At 67.0% G+C, this 19,707-nt stretch carries 15 protein-coding genes; 9 read left to right on the top strand and 6 right to left on the bottom strand.

From position 1 onward, the window contains the following. The first annotated feature begins 145 nt into the window (after positions 1 to 145). The 7 genes from GX414_00285 to GX414_00255 all read left to right on the top strand — a co-directional run bounded on the left by GX414_00285 (position 146) and on the right by GX414_00255 (position 10,163). On the top strand, positions 146 to 517 hold the full coding sequence (locus tag GX414_00285; protein NLI45527.1) for a DUF814 domain-containing protein: 372 nt from the start codon (positions 146 to 148) through the stop codon (positions 515 to 517). A gap of 21 nt (positions 518 to 538) precedes the next feature. Further along, entirely contained in the window at positions 539 to 3,532 is a 2,994-nt protein-coding gene (locus GX414_00280; protein ID NLI45526.1) for a hypothetical protein, read from the top strand. Between the two features lie 211 nt (positions 3,533 to 3,743). Then, the gene (locus tag GX414_00275; GenBank protein ID NLI45525.1) at positions 3,744 to 4,721 is read left to right on the top strand and encodes a D-alanine--D-alanine ligase; all 978 of its coding nucleotides are present in this window, start codon (positions 3,744 to 3,746) and stop codon (positions 4,719 to 4,721) included. Beyond that, complete coding sequence (locus GX414_00270; protein NLI45524.1) at positions 4,718 to 5,740, top strand: D-alanine--D-alanine ligase; 1,023 nt, start codon at positions 4,718 to 4,720, stop codon at positions 5,738 to 5,740. The genes GX414_00275 and GX414_00270 overlap by 4 nt, the downstream gene beginning before the upstream one ends. Continuing rightward, positions 5,679 to 6,206, top strand: coding sequence for a GNAT family N-acetyltransferase (locus GX414_00265; GenBank protein ID NLI45523.1), 528 nt, complete (start codon positions 5,679 to 5,681; stop codon positions 6,204 to 6,206). The genes GX414_00270 and GX414_00265 overlap by 62 nt, the downstream gene beginning before the upstream one ends. Before the next feature lie 165 nt (positions 6,207 to 6,371). Beyond that, a complete protein-coding gene (locus GX414_00260) occupies positions 6,372 to 8,582 on the top strand; it encodes a BamA/TamA family outer membrane protein (GenBank protein NLI45522.1) in 2,211 nt (736 codons plus the stop codon). A 132-nt stretch (positions 8,583 to 8,714) separates the two neighbouring features. Then, the gene (locus tag GX414_00255; GenBank protein ID NLI45521.1) at positions 8,715 to 10,163 is read left to right on the top strand and encodes an OmpA family protein; all 1,449 of its coding nucleotides are present in this window, start codon (positions 8,715 to 8,717) and stop codon (positions 10,161 to 10,163) included. Positions 10,164 to 10,248: 85 nt separating this feature from the next. Here the strand turns inward: GX414_00255 and GX414_00250 are convergent, their stop codons facing one another. Next, complete coding sequence (locus GX414_00250) at positions 10,249 to 10,434, bottom strand: hypothetical protein (protein NLI45520.1); 186 nt, start codon at positions 10,432 to 10,434, stop codon at positions 10,249 to 10,251. Between the two features lie 153 nt (positions 10,435 to 10,587). Next, positions 10,588 to 10,986 carry a hypothetical protein gene (locus tag GX414_00245; protein NLI45519.1) on the bottom strand — a complete coding sequence of 133 codons (399 nt, stop codon included), beginning with the start codon at positions 10,984 to 10,986 and terminating at the stop codon, positions 10,588 to 10,590. A gap of 191 nt (positions 10,987 to 11,177) precedes the next feature. On the opposite strand from GX414_00245, the gene GX414_00240 reads away from it, so the two are divergent. Continuing rightward, positions 11,178 to 13,223, top strand: a complete 2,046-nt coding sequence (locus GX414_00240; protein NLI45518.1) for a hypothetical protein — start codon at positions 11,178 to 11,180, stop codon at positions 13,221 to 13,223. 18 nt (positions 13,224 to 13,241) lie between these two features. On the opposite strand, the gene GX414_00235 is transcribed toward GX414_00240, so the two are convergent. After that, positions 13,242 to 14,246, bottom strand: coding sequence for an amidinotransferase (locus GX414_00235; protein NLI45517.1), 1,005 nt, complete (start codon positions 14,244 to 14,246; stop codon positions 13,242 to 13,244). A gap of 116 nt (positions 14,247 to 14,362) precedes the next feature. Between GX414_00235 and GX414_00230 the strand changes: the two genes are divergently transcribed. After that, positions 14,363 to 15,958, top strand: a complete 1,596-nt coding sequence (locus GX414_00230) for a GAF domain-containing protein (protein NLI45516.1) — start codon at positions 14,363 to 14,365, stop codon at positions 15,956 to 15,958. Positions 15,959 to 16,012: 54 nt separating this feature from the next. Here GX414_00230 and GX414_00225 read toward each other — a convergent pair whose 3' ends face one another. The 3 genes from GX414_00225 to GX414_00215 all read right to left on the bottom strand — a co-directional run bounded on the left by GX414_00225 (position 16,013) and on the right by GX414_00215 (position 19,670). Continuing rightward, positions 16,013 to 17,002 carry a hypothetical protein gene (locus GX414_00225; protein ID NLI45515.1) on the bottom strand — a complete coding sequence of 330 codons (990 nt, stop codon included), beginning with the start codon at positions 17,000 to 17,002 and terminating at the stop codon, positions 16,013 to 16,015. Continuing rightward, positions 16,999 to 18,384, bottom strand: a complete 1,386-nt coding sequence (locus GX414_00220) for a sodium:alanine symporter family protein (protein ID NLI45514.1) — start codon at positions 18,382 to 18,384, stop codon at positions 16,999 to 17,001. The genes GX414_00225 and GX414_00220 overlap by 4 nt, the downstream gene beginning before the upstream one ends. Positions 18,385 to 18,569: 185 nt before the next feature. Then, positions 18,570 to 19,670 (bottom strand): site-2 protease family protein, encoded by a 1,101-nt coding sequence (locus GX414_00215; GenBank protein NLI45513.1) that lies wholly within the window; start codon positions 19,668 to 19,670, stop codon positions 18,570 to 18,572. Positions 19,671 to 19,707: the final 37 nt, after the last annotated feature.

The raw sequence follows: 19,707 nt of genomic DNA, 5'->3' as shown, positions 1-19,707 counted from the left end.
GGCCCGCTTGCGCACGCCGCCGGCCAGGCCGCCGGCGTGGAAATTGAATATACGGGAGCGGGGCGCCAATGTTCAAGATAACGTGACCGCGCCGTTTCCATCCGGTCCCTGTGAAAACGGCCCCAATTCATGATACAGTCGCCTCATGCGAGTCAAGCGCTTCATCAGCAGCGCCGGCTTGGAAATCTTGGCGGGCCAGGACGACGTCAGCAACGAGGCGGTCACTTTCCGGCTCGGACAGCCGGGCGACTACTGGTTCCACGTCCATGGTTTCTCCGGCTCCCACGTGGTTCTGCGCGCGCCGGCCGACGGGGACGCCGACCGCGACAGCATCCGCGAGGCGGCCGCAGTCGCCGCCTGGTATTCGCGGATGCGCACCGGCGGGAACGTCGGCGTGACCATGTGCCGCGTGCGCGACGTGCGCAAGCCCGGCGGGGTCAAGACGGGCACCGTGCGCATCCGCAACGCCCGCACGATCACGGTCCGACCGGCGCTCCCCGACGCGGCGGACGACTGAGCGGCGGCTCCGGGAGGTATCATGTTCGAGGCCTACGAAGAACTCGCCGGCGAACTGGCCCAGTTGTCGAATTACTATCAGAAATACGCCCGGATCATCCGGGACCACGGGCCGGCTCTGCGTCAGCGCCTCGACGCCACCAGCGGCTCCGGGCGGGTGCACCTCTGGCGCAAGGCCCACAATTACCGACGGGAGATGGCCGCGGTGATCCGGGCGGCGCGAAACGACGGTGAGCGGCGGACTTTTCTGGGCACCTACTTCGCCTTTCAGGTCCTGCATCTTCACGCCCTGAGCATCCACACGCTCCGCCGCGATGCCGCTGCAGCCCGCGACCGGCTGCCGGTCTACCACCAGATCCTCACCCGGCTGCGGTTCCAACTGCGCGACCTGATCACCGCCTATCTCGGCGCGCTGGTGGAGACCTGCTCCCGCGGCGAGCCGCTTGACGGCGTAGCCTTCTGCAACGTCGGCATGCTCCTGGACCAGGACGACCTGGATATCGCCATCTTCGCCCGCCCCGACGTGGACGCCGCCCTCTGGAATCCTGTGGTCAGCGCCGTGGGTGCGGAGTTTTTCCGCTATGCCACCAAGATGCATTTCTACCTGGCCGAGAAGACGGTGGGCCGGACTTTCCTGACCACCATCGAGGACATCCGCACCTACCTGCGCCGCGGCGCGCACAATTTCGTGCTGATCTCCGAGCTGCTCCTGACAGAGCGGCTCGTGGGCGACGAGAGCCTCATCGCCGACGTGGAGCGCGAGATCATCGACCTGTTCTACCACGAGCAGGGCCGGCCCCGCCTCCACGAAGGCTACCTGCGGGGCATGATCGGCGAGGTGCACGAGCAGCTCCGCTTCGACCTGAGTTCGCCCTGGGTCAGCCCCAAGACCCACGGGCTCCGGCTCATTCACAACCTCACCAACATGCTGAAGACCATCCATGACATCCGCGCCCACGGTTCGCGCGAGACACTGGAGCTGCTCAAGGTCCGCGATCCGAATAACGCCGGACTCTATGCCGGTCTCCAGGACGTGTTCAGTTTCATCGAGATGTTCTTCTACGTGTATCAGCTCATGGTCTCGGTGGAGGATACCTTCGACAGCAACGACGCCGTGGCCGTCGGACACCTGGACCGTGTCGCCGAGGCGCTGGGCTTCGCCCCGCAGGGGCCGGTCCGGCCCGCCCTCCGGCTGCTGACCCATTACTACGAGGAACTGGACCGGCTGCGCGCTCTGGCGCCTCAGGCGCTGGCGATGGTCAATCAGCACCTCCAGCGCGTGACCGTGTTCAACCAGATCACGGCGGGCGGCCGGCCCGCGGATTACCCCGTGGCCTGGACGGAAAATGTTTTCCTCAATATCCTCCTGCTGTTTCAGGTTTACCTGGGCATGATCTACTGGGACGACATCTTCCAGCTCCTGGCCCGCGATTCGGGCGCCGCGATCCAGACCATCATGAACAGCCTGGAGCAGCTCCCCGACGAACAGCAGTCGCCGGCCTTCGAGCGGTTGCTGCGCCTGCTCGCCTTCGACATGGATTCCATCGTGCAGACGGCCGTGCTGTTCCAGAGCGTCGCCGATCGGCCGACGTTCGCCCGGTACGCGGCCTTCACCCGGGAGTGGCTGCTGGAACATTTCGCCACCCGGCCCGGCCGTCTGGCTGCGCTGATCGAGATCCTGCCCCACCGGCCGGCGACCGTCACGGAATTCCTGCTGGGGTTCGACCGGGATCAACTGCTCCGGCTCCGCCGGCTCGCCGGGCACCCCGCCACCCAGTCCGCCGTCGACGCACGGGCCAGCAAGCGGTTCAGCCTGCTGTGCGACCTGCTGGCCTTTTCCTCCAACCATTACCGCCGCTGCTTCGCTCGCGTGTCGCGGGAGCAGCCGGAGATCGTGACGCATCCCGACGACCGCGATTACCTGCGGGGCACCGCCGACACCCTGTGGGCCGAACTGGCCGATGCCGAAGGACCGGAGGAACTCAGACGCCGGCTCGGCGTCTACTATGAATTCGGCTTCTGCCGCTGCGGCCTCCTGGCCGTCAGTCAGCCCGGCGACCTGAAGCTGCTCTACGGCGTGTACCACGAATTTTTCCGCCGGTATTTCCGCTGGCTCTACCGGGCCTGCCAGTGGCAGGTGGAAGCGCAGGGTCTGGCCGGTCTGCACTACCGCGAACGCGACGAAGACGATCAACCGCTCGCCGTCTTCTGCTCGGGCGGCTACGCCCGTGAGGAAGCGTTCGAGCAGGACCTGGATCTCTTTGTGCTGACCCGGGAGCAGAGCCCGGAATTCGGTCGCTACGCCATCGGTCTGATCAACGACCTGAATCGCGAGCTGACCCGCCGTGGCATCATGCCCCACCACCGCCTGACGGAGTTCTTCGGCACATTCGCCTTCTCGCTGGACCGGCTCGAAGCGTTCCTGGCCACGCCGCGCGAGCACGATTTCATCGAGCTGTCGTTGCTGATGGGCAGCCGCCTGCTGATCGGCAGCCACTCGTTCGACACCGCGATCGGCGAGTTGCTGGACCGCTATCTGTTCCGGCAACCGGACCGTTTCATCCGCGACATGCTCGCGGAGATCGACGCGCGGCGGACGTACCAGTTCAGCCGGCGCGGCGACACGGTGAACGTCCGCGAGGACCCGGGCGCGCTGCGCGACATCCAGACGGCGGTGACCGCCGCGCTGGCCCGCATCGGGCGTCGGGAGCCGACTCTCTGGACGGCGTGCGCGACGCTGGCGGACGCCCTCCCGGCGCAGGCGGCCGACCTGCGGACACTGGAGCGGGCCTATCGCTTCATGCGCTATTTCCGCGACACGTACTCGCTGTCGCAGACTGAGGCTGATCACATCCTGCGGGACCGGCTGCTCGCCACCGCCCACCGCATGGGCTTCGCGCCGGACGAGATCGCCGGCGCGAGCGGCACCGCGCCGCGACTGTTGCGCACCTACCGGTATCACCGGGTGCGATCGCAGCGGGCCATTGCGCGCATTGCGTCGGCCATCGCGCCGTAACGCATATCGTCGCCGACGATGTGGCTGTTTTATTGTTGACACTCTTCCGTCTTCTATCTAAAGTAGTCATACGTTCGCGGATCGAACGTTCCCATGTGGACAGCACGAGCGCGCGTACAGTACGATCACGGCAACCCGGCGACAACCGGTCGGCTGTTGCAAACCGGAGCGGGGTGTACCACCCGCTCGCTCCAACCACAAGGATGACCGCATGCGCATCGGGATCGCTTACGACCTGAAGGACGATTATCTGGCGGAAGGGTTTTCCGAAGAGGCCGCCGCCGAGTTCGATCAGATCGACACCATCGTGGCGATCGAGACGGCGCTGGCCGCTGCCGGCCACGCCACCGACCGAATCGGCAATGCCCGCCGGCTGATCGCCCGCCTGGCTGCCGGCGACCGCTGGGACATGGTCTTCAACATCGCCGAAGGACTTCACGGCCTCGGACGGGAATCCCTGGTGCCGGCGCTGCTCGACGCCTTTGCCATCCCCTACACGTTCTCCGATCCGGTGGTGCTCGGCTTGTCGCTGCACAAGGGTCTGGCCAAGCACGCCGTGCGCGATTTGGGCGTGCCGACGCCGGACTTCGCTGTCGTGACGGACCGCCTCGACGCCGCCGCCGTCGCGCTGCCTTGCCCCCTGTTCGTGAAGCCGGTGGCCGAAGGCACCAGCAAGGGCATCAACGCCCGCTCCAAGGTCACCGAACCGAGCGACCTGCCGGATGTGTGCGCCGAACTGCTCCGCACCTTCCGCCAGCCGGTGCTGGTGGAAACGTATCTGCCGGGACGCGAGTTCACGGTGGGCGTACTGGGCACCGGGCGCCGCGCGCGCGCCGTCGGCGTGCTCGAGGTGTCGGTGCGCGGACATGCGGAGACCGACGCCTACTCGTTTGCCACCAAGAAAAATTACCGGGACCTCGTCGACTACAGCCGGCTCGACGGCGAGCTGGCGCAACCGTGTATGGACCTGGCGCTGCGCGTCTGGCGGGGCCTGGGTTGCCGCGACGCCGGACGCGTGGATATCCGTCTGGACGCGGCCGGCACACCAAACTTTCTGGAGGTGAATCCGCTAGCGGGACTCCACCCGATTGATTCCGACCTGCCGATTATCTGCCGGTTGTCCGGGATTGCGTACGGGCAGCTCATTGCACAGATCATGGAGTCCGCCCGCGAGAGGCTGAGCGCATGAAAAAAAACAAACGCGTGGTCATCCTGCACAACCCGGTCCTCCCGGACGCGCCCGAAGACGACAAGAATCTGCTCGACCAGGTGAACGCCGTCCAGCAGGCGCTGAAGAAGCTGCACTATGAACCGATGGTGGTCACCTTCGACCTGAACATCCCCCGCACCATCGATCTGATCCGAGAAGCGGACCCGTGCTGCGTTTTCAATCTGGTGGAATCCGTCAGCGACGACAGCCGGCTGCTGCACTGGGGCGCGTCCCTGCTGGATCATCTGGGAATCCCCTACACCGGCTGCCCCACCGAGGCCCTGTTCATCAGCACGAATAAAATTCTCGCCAAGCGGGTGCTGCGCGGTGCCGGATTCCAGACCGCCCCGTGGGTCTCGCAGGACGACTGCACCATGCCGCCGGGCAAGCACACGTTCATCATCAAATCGAACTGGGATCATGCCTCGAGCTGGTTCACGGAAGACGCCATTGTCACCGTGAAGACCTCGGCGATCCGCAACATCCTCAACGAACGGCGCATCCGGACCGGGCGGGAGTATTTCGCCGAGCATTACATCGACGGTCGGGAATTCAACGTCGCCGTGCTGGCCGGCCAGGTGCTGCCCGTGCCGGAGATCCGGTTTCTCGACTATCCGGATGGCAAGTACAAGGTGGTCGATTACCAGGCCAAGTGGGACGAGGAAAGTTTTGAATTCCTGCACACGGAGCGGAGTTTCGAATTCGAGCCTGAGGAGCAACCCCTGCTCCGGCAGCTCAGTGAGATCGCCGAACACTGCTGGCGAACGTTCGGGCTGGGCGGTTACGCCCGGGTGGATTTCCGGGTGGATCCCCAAGGCCAACCCTGGGTATTGGAAGTCAACGCCAACCCCTGCATTGCCCCGTACAGCGGCTTTGCCGCCGCGGCCGCCCGGGTCGGCCTGAATTACACTCAGATGATCCGGCGCATTGTCCGGGATGCGCTGGACCGACACGCCATGGAGGCCAACCGTGAACCCAGAAGCTGTCCGGTTTCGTGAACAGCCCACGCCTGACGATCCCCGGCGGGTGAGGGAGATCCTGGAGTCGGCCGGTTTCTTCTATCCCTTTGAGGTGGATGTCGCGGTGGAGCTGGTGGAGACGGGGCTGGAGCACGGTTCCGAGAGCGGCTATCACTTCCTCTTCGCCGAAGCGGACGACCGGGTGGTCGGCTACACCTGCTTCGGATCCATCCCGTGCACCGTCGGCAGTTTTGACCTGTACTGGATCGGCGTCCACGATGATTACCGCGGACAGGGCATCGGCAAGATCCTACTGCGCGAGTCCGAGCGGCGGATTGCGGCCATGTCCGGTCGGGCTGTTTACATCGAGACGGCGTCGCGGCCGCAATACCTGCCCACCCGTGAATTCTACCTTCGCACCGGCTACAGCATCGAGGCGGTGCTGAAGGATTACTACGCCCCGGGCGACGACAAGGTCATTTTCGTCAAGCGGCTCAGCGGCTGATTGCTGCCGTCGTCTCCCGCTGCTTCCTTAATATATAGCGCACCGATCGCCCACGACCGCTCCGCCGGATGGCGCCGCCGGCCGCCGGCGGATTTCCCCCCTTGGCGCTCGGCGAGGCGATGTGATGAAATAGCCCATCATCGCGGCCCATCCGGTGGAGGTCTCATGCACGGACATCGGTTGATCCTGGGATTGCTGGCCTTCGCCCTGTGTTGCGGAAGCGCCGGGGCGGCCGACGACCCCGCCCCGCGCCGGAACGGCGTCTGCCTGGTGCTCGGCGGGGGCGGCGCCCGCGGACTGGCGCACATCGGCGTGCTCAAGGCGCTCGAGGAGGAGGGGCTCGAGCCGGCGGCCGTGATCGGCACCAGCGCCGGCGCCCTGGTGGGTTCGCTGTACTGCGCCGGTTATACCAGCCAGCAGATCGCCGATTTCTTCCTGACCATGGACTATGCGGACCTGATCCGCGAGGAACCGAACCGGCGGTTGGTGGACTACGACCAGAAGGAGGCCGGCCGGTTCCCGGGACTCACCCTATACCTGGAGGGCCGGGCGCTGGATCTGCCGTCGGGCATCATCGCCGGCCAGGGCGTCATCAAGCAGCTCGATCGGGCCTTCACTGCGGCGGGAGTGCAGCACGTGCACGACTTCGACCGACTGCCCCGCCCCTTCCGCTGCGTAGCCACCGATCTCCGGCACGGCCGAACGCACACATTCAGCGGCGGTCGCCTCAGCCAGGCCGTGCGCGCCAGCATCTCGATCCCCTCGGTGTTCACCCCTGTCGAACTGGAAGGCATGCTGCTGGTGGACGGCGGCATCCTCAACAACATCCCCGTGGACATCGCCCGCGAGTGGGGCTACCCGGCGGTCGTTGCCGTCAACGTCTCCGGCTCCTCCGCGCCGGAGCGGAAAAAGCTGAAGAACCTCATCGAAATCTGGGATGAGTCCAGCACCCTCGTCCGACAGGAGAAGGACCACCGGCTCATGGCGATGGCGGATCTGGTCGTCGCTCCGGATGTGCTCGATTTTTCCATCGCCGACTTTCACCTGGCCCCCGAACTCATTCAAAAAGGGTACGAGGCCGCCCGGGCGGACCTGCCCCGGCTCCGCGAGATCTTCGCCGCCGCACCGGGCGCGCCGCCGCGCGCCGCGCCGGACCGCCGGGGATACACGCGGCCGCTGGAGGTCGTGGAGCTGGTGGGCGACGACACGGACAATCCTCTCGAAGCATTGACCAAATCGGGCGCTCGGCTCGGCAAGCCGGTCACCCCCGACATGCTGGAACGTTCCGTGGAAAAGATCTACGCCATGGACCGCTATCGCACCGTGGGCTACGATCTGAAGCTGGACAACGGCGAGGCTGAGCTCGCCTACCTGGTGGACACGCTGCCCAAAGCGTCGCTGACCCTGGGCCTGCGCTATGACACCGATTACCAGTTCACCGGGCGGGCCCGATTGCGCGATCGCAATGTGCTGCAGACCGGTTCCGACCTGGAGCTGGATCTGCTGCTGGGCCAGCTCAAGGAGTTCCGCTTCGGTCTGCGCACGCCGGTGCCGGCGGGCGTACCCGTGATCTGGCGCAACGAGCTGTTCTTCGTCCGCACGCCCCACAAGATCCTGTACCAGGAAGAGCCGGTGGAGGTGTTTGACGAAAAGCATTACGGGTTCACCACCGGCCTCACGGTCGACGTGGGCAACGCGGTCGGCGTGTACGGCGCGCTGGTTTTCGAGAAGGCGAACATGGCCACCTACGGCCGGTTCGACGAGAGCGGCAGCGACCGGCTCACCTTCATCCGGGTGGGCGCCGGGGTGGACACGCTGGACCAGTGGGCGTTCCCCCGGTCCGGTTTCCGCGTCGACGGACACGTGGACCGAGCACTCCCCGGGCTCGGCGGCGATCTCGATTACATCCGCATCACCGGGACGGCGGACGCTTACTGGCCGCTGACCGAAAACAACGTGCTGCATGTTTCCGGTTACGCCGGCTGGGGTGTTGACCTGCCGGCTTACCTCATTCATTTCGCCGGCGGGCAGAACGATCTCCGGATGGCTTCGACGCCGCTTCCCGGTTATGCGGTGGATGAGGTCTTCGGCCGGGACCTCTGGACCGGTTTGGTCGAGTACCGGCGCCGCTTTCCCAGCCCCGCCATCGGACTGAGCAGCGACGCGTACCTGCTGGTCCGGTACGGTCTGGCCGGCGCCCGCTACCCGGATTTGTCATCCGACGGTCTGATTGAACTGGGCGTGCCGTACCGCTACTTCCACGGCGGCAGCGTGGGCTACGCGCTGACCACGCTGCTGGGCCCACTGCAGGTGTTTGTGGGCGCGGGTGAATCGGGCCGCTGGGAGCTGACCATCAGGCTGGGACCCGATTTCTAGCGCCGGCGCCCGAATCCATCCGCATCCGCCGGCGCCGGACGCCGCTGCCCACAGCTCCACACTGAAGGATTCCCTTCGCCCGCCAACTGTGGCATGATGGAACGTCTTGAAAACATTGCCGCGGAGGTTTCCATGGACAGACTCATCCGACCCGTGATCGGGCTGCTGCTTGTGGGGCTGCTGGCCACGGTGCTCGCCGCCGCCGACATCGAGCTGACGTCGGTGGTTTATCCCGAAAAAAAGACGGTCAACATCCTGTTCAAGGGCACGGACCGCGCCCCGGCCGCCGAGCTCAAGGCCAAGGTGCGCAGCCAGGCCGGTCAGGCGGCTATCGAACTGGCGTATAAAAAATTGGAACCGGCCGTCCTGTTCGGCGGCGACATCACCACCCACGTGGTGTGGGCGGTGACTCCCACCGGTGAGGCGGAGAACCTCGGCGAAGTGGCAACGCTCGGCCCCAACGGCACAAATCGTTACGCTACGGCGAAAAAGGACTTCGCCCTGCTCGTGACCGCCGAGCCGTATGTGTCCGTCCTGGAACCTTCGAACATCATTCTGTTCATTTCGACCGCGCCGAAACCGAAGGACGCCAAGAGCCGCACTTTCCCCTTCAGCGGGCTCCGCGACAAGTCGAAGCTGTTCACCTGCGAGCGGCAATCCGTCCGGGGCATGGCCTACACAGGCAACACACCGGTCGCCCTGCTCCAGGCGCGCAAGGCCGTGGAGCTGGCCGAGCGGTTTCGGGCCGACCAAGTGCTGCCCGACGCCGTCAAGTCGGCTAAAAACGCCCTGGCTCAGGCAACCACCCTGCTGACTGAAAAAGGCGCGGGCAACAAGTCCGGGCAGGACAGCGCGCGGCGCTCCGTCGAGTTTGCGACTCAGGCGCTGAAGGAACATTTCCGAATCGAGGCGGAAAAGGATGCCGCCGCGCTCGAAGCCAAACGCCAGGCGGAGAAGGCGGCCCTCGAACAGCAGGCCGCCGCTGCCGACGCCGCCCGCCAGCAGACCGAAGCCTCGCTGCAGCAGTCGGAGGCCGCCCGCCGACAATCCGAGGAGGCCCGTCGCCAGGCCGAGGAGGCCCGCCGCCAGGCGGAAGCTTCCATCGCCCAGTCGAAGAAAGAGCTGGCCAAGCTGGACCAGGAACGGGCCCGGCTGAAGGCGGAGCGCGACGCCCTGGCCAGCCGCCTGTCGGGCGCCCTGGCCCAGGTGTCAGCCACCACCGAGACTGCGCGGGGTTATGTGGTCAGCCTGTCGGACATCACCTTCGACACCGGCAAGGCCAGCCTGAAGCTGGATGCCAAGTATTCGCTGGCCAAGCTGGCCGGCATCCTGACCTTGTTGTCGGATCTGACCCTGAACATCGAGGGACACACCGACGCCACGGGTTCTGCGGAGACCAACCAGAAGCTGTCGGCCGCCCGTGCCCTGGCGGTCCTGACCTTCCTGAAAGAGATGGGCGTGCCCGAGGCGCGGATGACCGCCCGGGGCTTTGGTCCGGATCAGCCCATTGCGCCCAACGACACCGCCGAGGGCCGGGCGCGCAACCGCCGCGTCGAGATCATCCTGCCCAAGACTCAGTGACCCGTGCCGCCGCCGGCGGCATCCGGCCTCCGGGATGCCGCCGGCGCGCGTTGCTTTGCCTGGCCTTTCCGGCCCCCGCGGGCGGTCAGCGCCCCCCCTTCCGCTTCTTCTTTCCCTTGCCTGCATCCTCGCCGGTTTCCGGTTTCTCGTCCTCCGGTTGGGGCGGCGGTTCGGGCGGCGGTGCGTTCTTCTGACTGCGCAGCGCCAGGTATATGATGCCGCCGAAAAAGCAGGCGGCCAGAATCAACACAACGATCACATCCGGCTTCATACTGGCTCCTTGACTGGATGCCCGGCCACCGGTGCCATCGCCGCGCCGACGGCGCGACACACGGCAACCGGCGTCCCGGGTGCATGAAACGGGTCGGTTACGGAAAGCGTCCATCCGCGCCGGCTGGCCGGGCACGGCGCCGGAGGGGACGGTTCAGGAGTTGTTGGTGGCGGGCGGCGCACGGCGGAGCGGCAGCAGACGGACACCCGCAGCCGCAATGCCGGCGGCGGCGCACCAGATGCCGTCGGTGCGGTCATAGACCGGTGGGGTCACACTGACGCTTGTCGGGATGAGCCCCGCCGTCCGACAATCGAAGCCATCGGGTGCCGGATGAACCGGCAGGAGCCGCAGCGGCTTGCGGGCCGGCGCGCGCGGCGGTTCTTCGCTGTTGCCGCGCGGATGGTCCACCTGGGTGAAATCCAAACCGGATCCGGACGCTGCTCCGGCGGACAGCATGATTCGGAGCACGGGAGCGAGGAGCTGCAGGATCAGGGCGGACAAAATCAGCCCGTAGAGAATGCGGTGGGGTTTTACTGTCTGACCGCGCGGCATGCTGTCCGTTTGGACCGTCCAGGTGTTTGGAAGTGCCGGCCTGCATCTGGAGTATAGTCGCGCTGTCCCCGCGAGTCAACACGGATGCAGCCGCGATGGTCCGCGGACGCTGTTGCGCCGCTCTCTCTCCGGTTGTCAAACAGCGGCCGAGTCGTTATAATTCCTCGACATCTTGCGGGGGAAGGACCATCATGCACACTCGTCTTTCGACCATTTGCGGCATCCTGCTCATCGCAGCGGCCGCCATACCGTCCGTTTTCGGTCAGATTCAGCCCGACGACCGGCGGGCACTGCTGGAACGGCTGCGCCGGGAGATCGCCGCGCACGGCTACACCTTCACGGTCGGGGACAACCCCGCGCTGGATCTGCCGCTGGAGGCGCTGTGCGGTACGCGCCCCCACGACCCCAACTGGAGCCTGGAGGGCGCCGACGCCATCGATGCCAAGCGCGCCCTGCCCACCCGGTTTGACTGGCGCGAAGCCGGCGGTTTGCCGCCGGTGCGCAACCAGGGTAGTTGCGGCAGCTGCTGGGCGTTCGCCGCCGTCGGCGTCCTGGAATGCCAGATCCTCCTGGTGGACGGCGAGGTGGTCAACCTGTCCGAACAACAGCTCGTGGACTGCAACCGCGGCGGCCCGTTCGGCAACAGCGGCTGCAACGGCGGCTTCACCTCCAACGCGATGTTCTACCTCGCCTCCCAGGGTGTCACTTTCGAGGCTTGGTACCCGTACAAGCAGATGGATTTCCCCTACGGCACGTGCATCGGTGACGCCGTCTCCAAGTCCTACAAGCCGGCCCGCCGCGGCGGCGTCGCCAACGAAGTGGCGGCGATCAAACAGGCGATTTATGACCACGGGCCGGTCGCCTGCTCCGTCGCCGTGGACGACCTGTTCCAGGCGTACACCGGCGGCATCTACAACGGCCCTGGCGCCACCTACACCAACCACGCCGTGCTCCTGGTGGGCTGGGACGACAACAACGGCGACGGCTACTGGATCATGCGCAACAGCTGGGGCACCAGCTGGGGCCTGGACGGTTACATGCTCATCCGCTGGGGCGCCGCGCAGATCGGCAGCGACTGCATCTGGGCGGAGACGGATCCCATCGCCGCTCCGGCCCTCGTTCAGAGCGCGGTCACCGTGGACTCCGCCGGCAACGGTGTGCTCGATCCGGGCGAAACCGCCACCGTCCGCCTCACCGTGCACAACCACGGCACCGCGGCTGCGGGCATCTCCGTCGGCCTGGCATCCGACGATCCGCTCGTGACGGTGACCCAGCCGGCTGACACGCTCCCGGATCTGGCCAAGGGCGCCGAAGCAGACGCCGAGTTCACCGTCACCGCCAGCCCGGATGCACCCAAAGCCCACCGGCTGGAGTTCGCGCTGAACTTCGCCGGCGGCGGATTCGCGGCCAACGGCCGGTTCTGGCACCGTCTGCGCCGGCCCCAGGCCCTCGTCATCGATATGGACGGCAACGCCAACAGCGGACCGGCGGTGCTGGCTGCCCTGCTCGCCAACGGCGTCGATGCCGTCCGCTTCACCGATTACGACCTGTCCGAGCTGGACGGGATTCCCATGCTGTTCGTCTGTCTGGGCGTGTCACCCCACGATTACATCTTGTCCACCCTGGATGGTGTGTATCTCCGCCGCGCCTTGGCCCGGGGTCAGAACATGTACCTCGAAGGCGGTGACGTCTGGTCCGTATCGCCGGTCAATCAGATTCTCCAGCCCTGGTTCAACGCCACCTGCGTTAGCAGCGGCGCCGCGCCGCTGACCGCAGTGACGGGCGCCGCCGGGACGTCATACGCCGGGTTCGACCTGCCGTATACCGGCGACAACGAGAACATCGACCAAATCGCCCCGGCGGCGGACGGCTGGCAGATCCTGCAGAACGCGCCCTCCGCCTTCGGCTGCGGCGTCGCCACCAACGGCCACAACTACTGGGGCACCTGGTACCCCTTCAAGGCGATCGCCGCCTCGTTCGAATTCGGCGGTCTGGCTGAAGGGAGCGGCGACAACTCCCGGCTGGAGCTGATGCGCCGGATGGCTGAGTATCTCACCCCGCCCAAGCCGGGCGATCTGAACCTCAACGGCGCCTTCGACGCCGAGGACATCACGTTGCTCGCCCATTGCGTGGCCGGCAATCTGCTGCTCCCCGAGGACGCTGACCCCGACTACGACGGCGACGGGCGGGCCGGCGCGACCGACCTGCTCCGGCTGATTCTCTTCGTCACCGACTGAGCGGGGGCATTCGACTCTTCACCGGCCGGCACGGTTTCCGGCCGCAGGCCATGACTCCGGGCCGCCCCGGGGGAGCTCCGGCTGCTGCCGTTCCAGAATGCCCGTCAGGCAGCCGATGGCGCCGGCCGCTTTGGCCAGCTCGTTCACCTCCGTGGTCAGGCACTCGATCCCCGCCCGTTCCAGAAACACCCGGGTGGCCGGATTGCCGTCCGGCATCAGGATCCGCCGCGGTCCCAGGGTCACGAAGTTCAGCGCCCGGCCGTCGTCCAGTTCCGGGCCCGGCGGGGGTTCCAGCAAGTCGATATTCCGCGCCCGCAGCGCCGCGGCGGCCGCCGGCGGCACCGCGCCCGGCCAGCCGACGGCGAGGTCACCGTCCACGATCCGCAAGAGTCCCATGAGATGCATGGACCGGAACGGCAACGGCGTCCGGATCACCGCGACCCCCAGCTCCGCCAGCATCGCGGCCACCTGGGCGGCTCCGGCGGCGTTGGTCCGCCGTCCGGTGGCAAGCAGGACGGTGTCGGGATCCAGCCACATGGCATCCGCCCCCTCAAACGTCCCCCCGCCGCGGATGGCGCGCAGGACCGGCACCCCCAGCTCCGCCAGCCGCCAGGCCACGAGGCGCTCTTCACCTGCCCGAACCGACGAAGCCGGCCGCCCGAGGATCGCTCCCTCCGGGGTCATGAACAGCAGATCAGCGACGAACATCAGGTTGGGTGGCACCGCACCGGCCGGCTCCACCAGCCGGACCGTCACTCCTGCGGCGCGGAAAGTCTCGGCCAACCGGTCGTGCTGCGCCCGCGCCCGTGCCGGGTCCGGTTGCGCCAGCATCTGGACGGCCAGCGGGTCCGCCAGCCCCTCGATCTCGGCGCCCGGCCGGTGCAGCAGCACGGTGCGCAGGGGATGCCACTCGGCGGCCACCCCGCACGCCGACCAGATCCGGCCGATCTCCTCCCGGTGGGAATCCTCGCGCGGGGACCAGCCCGGCCCGCCGTACGCCGGCGTCTCGTACCGTTCGTTCATGACCGCCTCCTGCTGCCGCGGCGTGATCCGTTTGCAATCATCCGGTCCTCATTGTAATATACATTCGACGATCCGAACGTCCGCTGCGCCCGGTTGACCATCAGGAGTTCACGCCGATGAGCCAGCCTCCCACCACCGACGGCCACGTGCCCACCGGTTCGGGCGGCGGCGATTTCCAGGCCCGGATGAACCGGCTGATCGAGATCTCCATCGCCTTGTCGGCGGAGCGCAAGCTCGACGTCCTGTTGGAGCGGATTCTGACGTCGACCCGGGAGATCACCGGTGCCGACGCCGGCACGCTGTATCGGCTGCAGGACGGCCGGCTCCACTTCGAGGTGATCCAGAACGCGACGCTCGGCATCGCCACCGGCGGCACCACCGGCAACAAAGCCCGGCTGGAGCCGGTGAAGCTCGACAAGGCGAACGTCTGCGCCTACGCCGCCATCCTGGGCCGGACCGTCGCCATCGCCGACGTGTACGAGTCCCGCGAGTTCGACTTCTCCGGTCCCCGGCAATACGACCGGGTGACGGGCTACCGCTCCCGATCGATGCTGGTGGTCCCCATGAAGAATCACGCCGGCGTCGTCACCGGCGTACTGCAGCTCCTCAACGCCACTGAGCCCGGCACCGGCGCCGTCGTGCCGTTCCGCTCCGAGGACACCGCCATCGTCGAGGCGCTGGCCTCTCAGGCGGCGGTGGCCATCGACAACGTCACCCTGATCCAGGAGACGAAGGATCTGTTCGAGGCGGTCATCCGGGTCATGGCCGCCGCCGTGGACGCCAAATCCCATTACACCGGCAACCACATTCAACGGGTGGCCATCCTCAACTCCATGCTGGCCCAGGCGGTCCACGACACCGCTGAGGGGCCCCTGGCCGCGGTCCGGTTCTCCGAGCCCGAAATGGAGGCGATCCGAATCGCCGGCTGGCTGCACGACATCGGCAAGATCACCACGCCGGTCTGGATCATGGACAAGGCGACGAAGCTGGAGACGCTCATGGACCGGCTGGAGCTGGTGGAGCTGCGCTTCCGGTTAATCCGGGAACTGCTCCGGCCCCAAGCCGGGACACCGCCGAAGCCGGCCGAGGACGCCGGGCCGGCGACCCGACTCGCCGAACTCGACGAAGCGCTCGACGCCGTCCGGCGCGCCAACGTCCCGGCGGAAAACGCCGACCCGGCGCTCCTGGCCCGCGTCCAGGAGATCAGCCGGCGGACCTACCTCGACGACGGCGTCGAGCACCCCTACCTGACCCCCGACGAAACCGAGAACCTGACCATCCGCCGTGGCACCCTCACCGAGGACCAGCGCCGCATCATGCAGACCCACGTCGAGTGGACCAATCGCCTGCTGAGCCACATCCCCTTCAAAGGCCACCTGGCCGACGTGCCGGTGTTCGCCGGCCAGCACCACGAGCGGCTCAACGGCCGCGGCTACCCGGACGGCGCCGGGCGGGACCGGATCCCCATCCAGTCCCGCATCCTGGCCATCGCCGATTTCTACGAGGCGCTCAGCGCCAAGGATCGTCCTTACCGCCGGCCCATGTCCAAAGAGGAGATCATCGTCATCATGCGCGAGTCGGCGGCGCGTGAAGAAATCGACGGCGACGTGCTCGAGGTGATGATCCGGAGCGACCTGATCGACGCATTCGAGGCCCTGTTCGAGGACCTCCGGCAGGAGGGTCTCTCCGCCTATACGACGCCCCCGCGGTGACGCGGCCGGAGTCGCGCCCCGCCCATCTTCCCTGGCGATCCGAGTGACACCGGGTCAGCTGAACGGCCGCGTGGAGGTCATGAGGTCGCCGACGTTGGCGGCGTCGAAAAACCCCTGGAAGCCCCCAAACCGCTCGATGTACTCGGTGATTTCGAGATGATACGGTGAAGGGGCGGTGAAGATCTGATAGAGGCCGCGCGCGGGGCTGCCGATGATCTCAGGGGTGGTGAAGTTGAGTCCCCGCTCCCGCTGCCCCGCGACGGTGGACAGGATGCCGGGGGTGTAATAGGCGGTGTGGTGCACCCGTGACCCGTACTTGGCCGCGTACTTAGCCACCACGGATTCCGGGTCCCAACCGTAGGAGATGACGATGGCCGGTTTGCGGTCGCCGAGACGGTACACGGTGGTTTCCGCCTTCTCTCCGTGGACGGTGTAGCACTCGCTGTAGCGGTATGGGGTCAGGCGCATGATCCACTCGGCGGCGGCCCGGACGCCGTCCGCCCGGATGCGGTAGGCGATATGGTCCACCTCGCCCACGGTGTGCGCCGGCGCCGGCTCGGTTACCGCGGGCGGCTCCAGCGGCTCGAAGTCGGCGCCGCTGAACCAGTCGTAGTCCGCGCCGTCGGTGTAGGCGAACCGGTCATCCAGGCCCGGGATTGGGTCGGTGACAATCCCCATGCCTGTCCGCCGGCGGGCCACGCCCAGTTCAGTGAGCACGCGCTCCACTGCAGCCAGGTCCGTGCAACGAAACGCCAGGCCGGCTAGGCGGGGAAAGCCGACCAAGGGCCCGGACTGCTCCTCGATCACGAGGCCGACAGCCGCCCCGGCCAGCCGCAGCACGTGGTAGCGGCGGCCTGTGGCCCGGTGACGGACACTCCCCGCCGGCCGGAAGTTGGTCAGCGTGGCGTATTCGGCGACCAGCGGCGCAGCCTGCCCCTCGCCCACAACGTACTGCAGATGATGGATGCCTTCTACGATGCCGTCGAGCGGCGACGGCCCCAGCCGCGCCCTCAGGTTTTCCAAGTCGCCGCGCACGCTGATCATACGGGCACCTCCTCGGAATTGCTTTCGGAAAGTTCCACCGGCGGCGCCTCCGCCTCCAGGTTGCCGTTCCACAGGTAAGTCCGGGTCTCGGCCACGGCCACCCCGCTCAACAAGAGCAGGGCCACCAGGTTGGGAATGGCCATGAGGGCGTTGGCGATGTCGGCGAACGACCAGACGATGGGCAGGGTGACCACCGAGCCCACCAGGACCATGACCACCCACAGCCAGCGATAGGGCGGCACCCCCCGGGCGCCCGCCAGGTATTCCACCGCCTTCTCGCCGTAATACGACCAGCCCAGGATTGTTGAGAAGACGAAGGTGAGCAGGCCGATGGTGAGTATGACCGGCCCCACCACGGGCAGGTCGGCGAACGCGGCGTGGGTGAGCTTGGCCCCCGCCAGGCCTTTCGTCCACTCCATGGAGTTGACCAGCACGAGCCCGGTGATGGCACACACCACCACCGTGTCCCAGAACGTGCCGGTGGAGGAGACCAGCGCCTGACGCACCGGGTTTTTCGTCTGGGCCGCGGCGGCGACGATGGGCGCGCTCCCCAGGCCCGATTCATTGGAGAACAACCCCCGGGCGATGCCGTAACGCACGGCCTCGCGCATGCCGGCACCCAGAAAACCGCCCATCGCCGCCTGGCCGGTGAAAGCCCCCTGGATGATCAGACCCAGGGTATGGGGCAGCCGGTGCCATTCCATCGCCAGCAGGATCAGGCAGCCGACGACATAGAAAATGGCCATGAACGGCACCAGCGCCTCGCAGATCCGGGCGATGGACTTGATCCCCCCCAGGATCACCACCGCGGTCATGGCGGTCAGCACGCCGCCGGTCCACCAGGGGGAGATCCCGAAAGTGGCGGCGACCATCTGGGAAATGGAGTTGGCCTGAACCATGTTGCCGATGCCGAAGGCGGTGACGGCGGTCAGCAGGGCGAACACCATGCCGAGCCACCGCCGCCCGAGGCCGCGCTCCAGCACGTACATGGGTCCGCCGGCCATCATCCCGTCACGGTTGACGACGCGGTACTTCACGGCGAGCAGCGCCTCGGCGTACTTGGTGGCCACGCCGAACACGCCGGTGAGCCACATCCAAAGCACGGCACCGGGGCCGCCGGCGGCCACGGCAGTGGCCACGCCCACGATGTTCCCCGTGCCGATGGTTGCAGCCAGCGCCGTGGTCAGGGCGCCGAACTGGCTGATGTCGCCGGAGCCCTCGCGGTTCCGTTTCAGGGACAATCGGATGGCCTTGCCCAGGTAGCCCTGGATGAAACGCAGCCGGAAGGTCAGAAAGATGTGGGTGCCGAACAGGAGGGCCAGCATGGGCCAGCCCCAGACGACCTCGCTGGCCGCGCCGAGCCAGGCTTCCAGTGTCTGCATCACGTTTGCCGACCTCCTCCGGGCGGAGTTGACCAGCGGGTCGAATCGTCGCGTGGCGCGCGACGGAGCGGAAGCGGGATTATGGAACGTCCGCGGGGTTCAAGGCAAGGGGATTGTAGCGGCGATCACATTGCCACAGTGTCTCCGGTGTCCGCCCGCCCCCGGTTGCGCCCGGCGGACGCGGTCTACGTCGCGTTCCGCACCGAGCGGGCGCCGGCGACCGCGGCCTGGATCATCAGGAATTCGCCCACGTTGTCGGCGGTGAGCAGGCCCACCAGCCGCCCGTTGCGATGCACGGGCAGGGTGTGGCAGTCGCAGGTTTGCAGGTTGGCAAACGCCAATTCCAGCATGTCGTTGGCGTCCACCTGGCGGATGTCGCGGCGCATCACCGCGCCCACGCGGGCGGACACCCCGTCGCGGACCAGCGCCTTCAGCAGGGCGTCCCGGGTGAGCACCCCCACCACGCGACCGTCATCCAGCACGGGAAAATCCTGCTGGGAGCCGGCCAGGATGCGGCTCACCGCCGTCTCCAGCGTGTCGTTCTCCGCCAGGGTCTGGAAGTCGGTGATCATGGCCCGGCTCACCGGGATGCCGCCCAGAGCCGATTTCATCTGGACCATGCCGGCCTCCTGCCCCGCCCCGATCCAGACGAACAGGGCGATGAACATCAGCAGCGGGTTGGTGAACAGGCCCACGAACCCGAACACCAGCGCCAATCCCTGACCCACCGTGGCCGCGATCTGGGTGGCCCGCGTGTACTCCAGCCGCATGGCCAACAGCGCACGCAGCACCCGGCCGCCGTCCATCGGGAAGGCGGGGATCAGGTTGAAGAACACGACAAACACATTGAGCACCATCAGCCGCTCCCAGAACGAGCCGCTGGCCACGCCCAGCGACTCCAGCGGTTCCAGCGTTTGGCTCAGGTTCAGCCAGGCGAACAGCAACACCGCGATGGCCACATTGACCGCCGGCCCGGCCAGTGCCACCCACAGCTCCTGGCGCGGATCGTCGGGCATGCGCTCCAGTCGGGCCACGCCGCCGATGGGCAGCAGCGTGATGTCGCGGGTGCGGATGCCGTACTTCTTTGCCATTAGGGCGTGTCCAAACTCGTGCAGGAGCACGCAGCCGAACAGGGCCAGGGTGAACAGCACGCCGCCGGCGGTCGCGGCCGCAGTGTGTCCCTGGAGCCAGTGGCTGAGCACCACCCATCCCAGAATGAGCAGAAACGTCGCGTGGATGTACACACCGATGCCGGCAACGGTGCCAAGCCGCCATGACCACTTCATTGTCCCGCCTCCTGTCCTTCGTCTGGATCGCCGCCGC

It is taken from the genome of Acidobacteriota bacterium (assembly GCA_012517875.1).
Lineage (GTDB): Bacteria > Acidobacteriota > JAAYUB01 > JAAYUB01 > JAAYUB01 > JAAYUB01.
The sequence above is the reverse complement of the archived record's forward strand: the minus strand, read 5'-3'. Positions and strand labels throughout refer to the sequence as shown.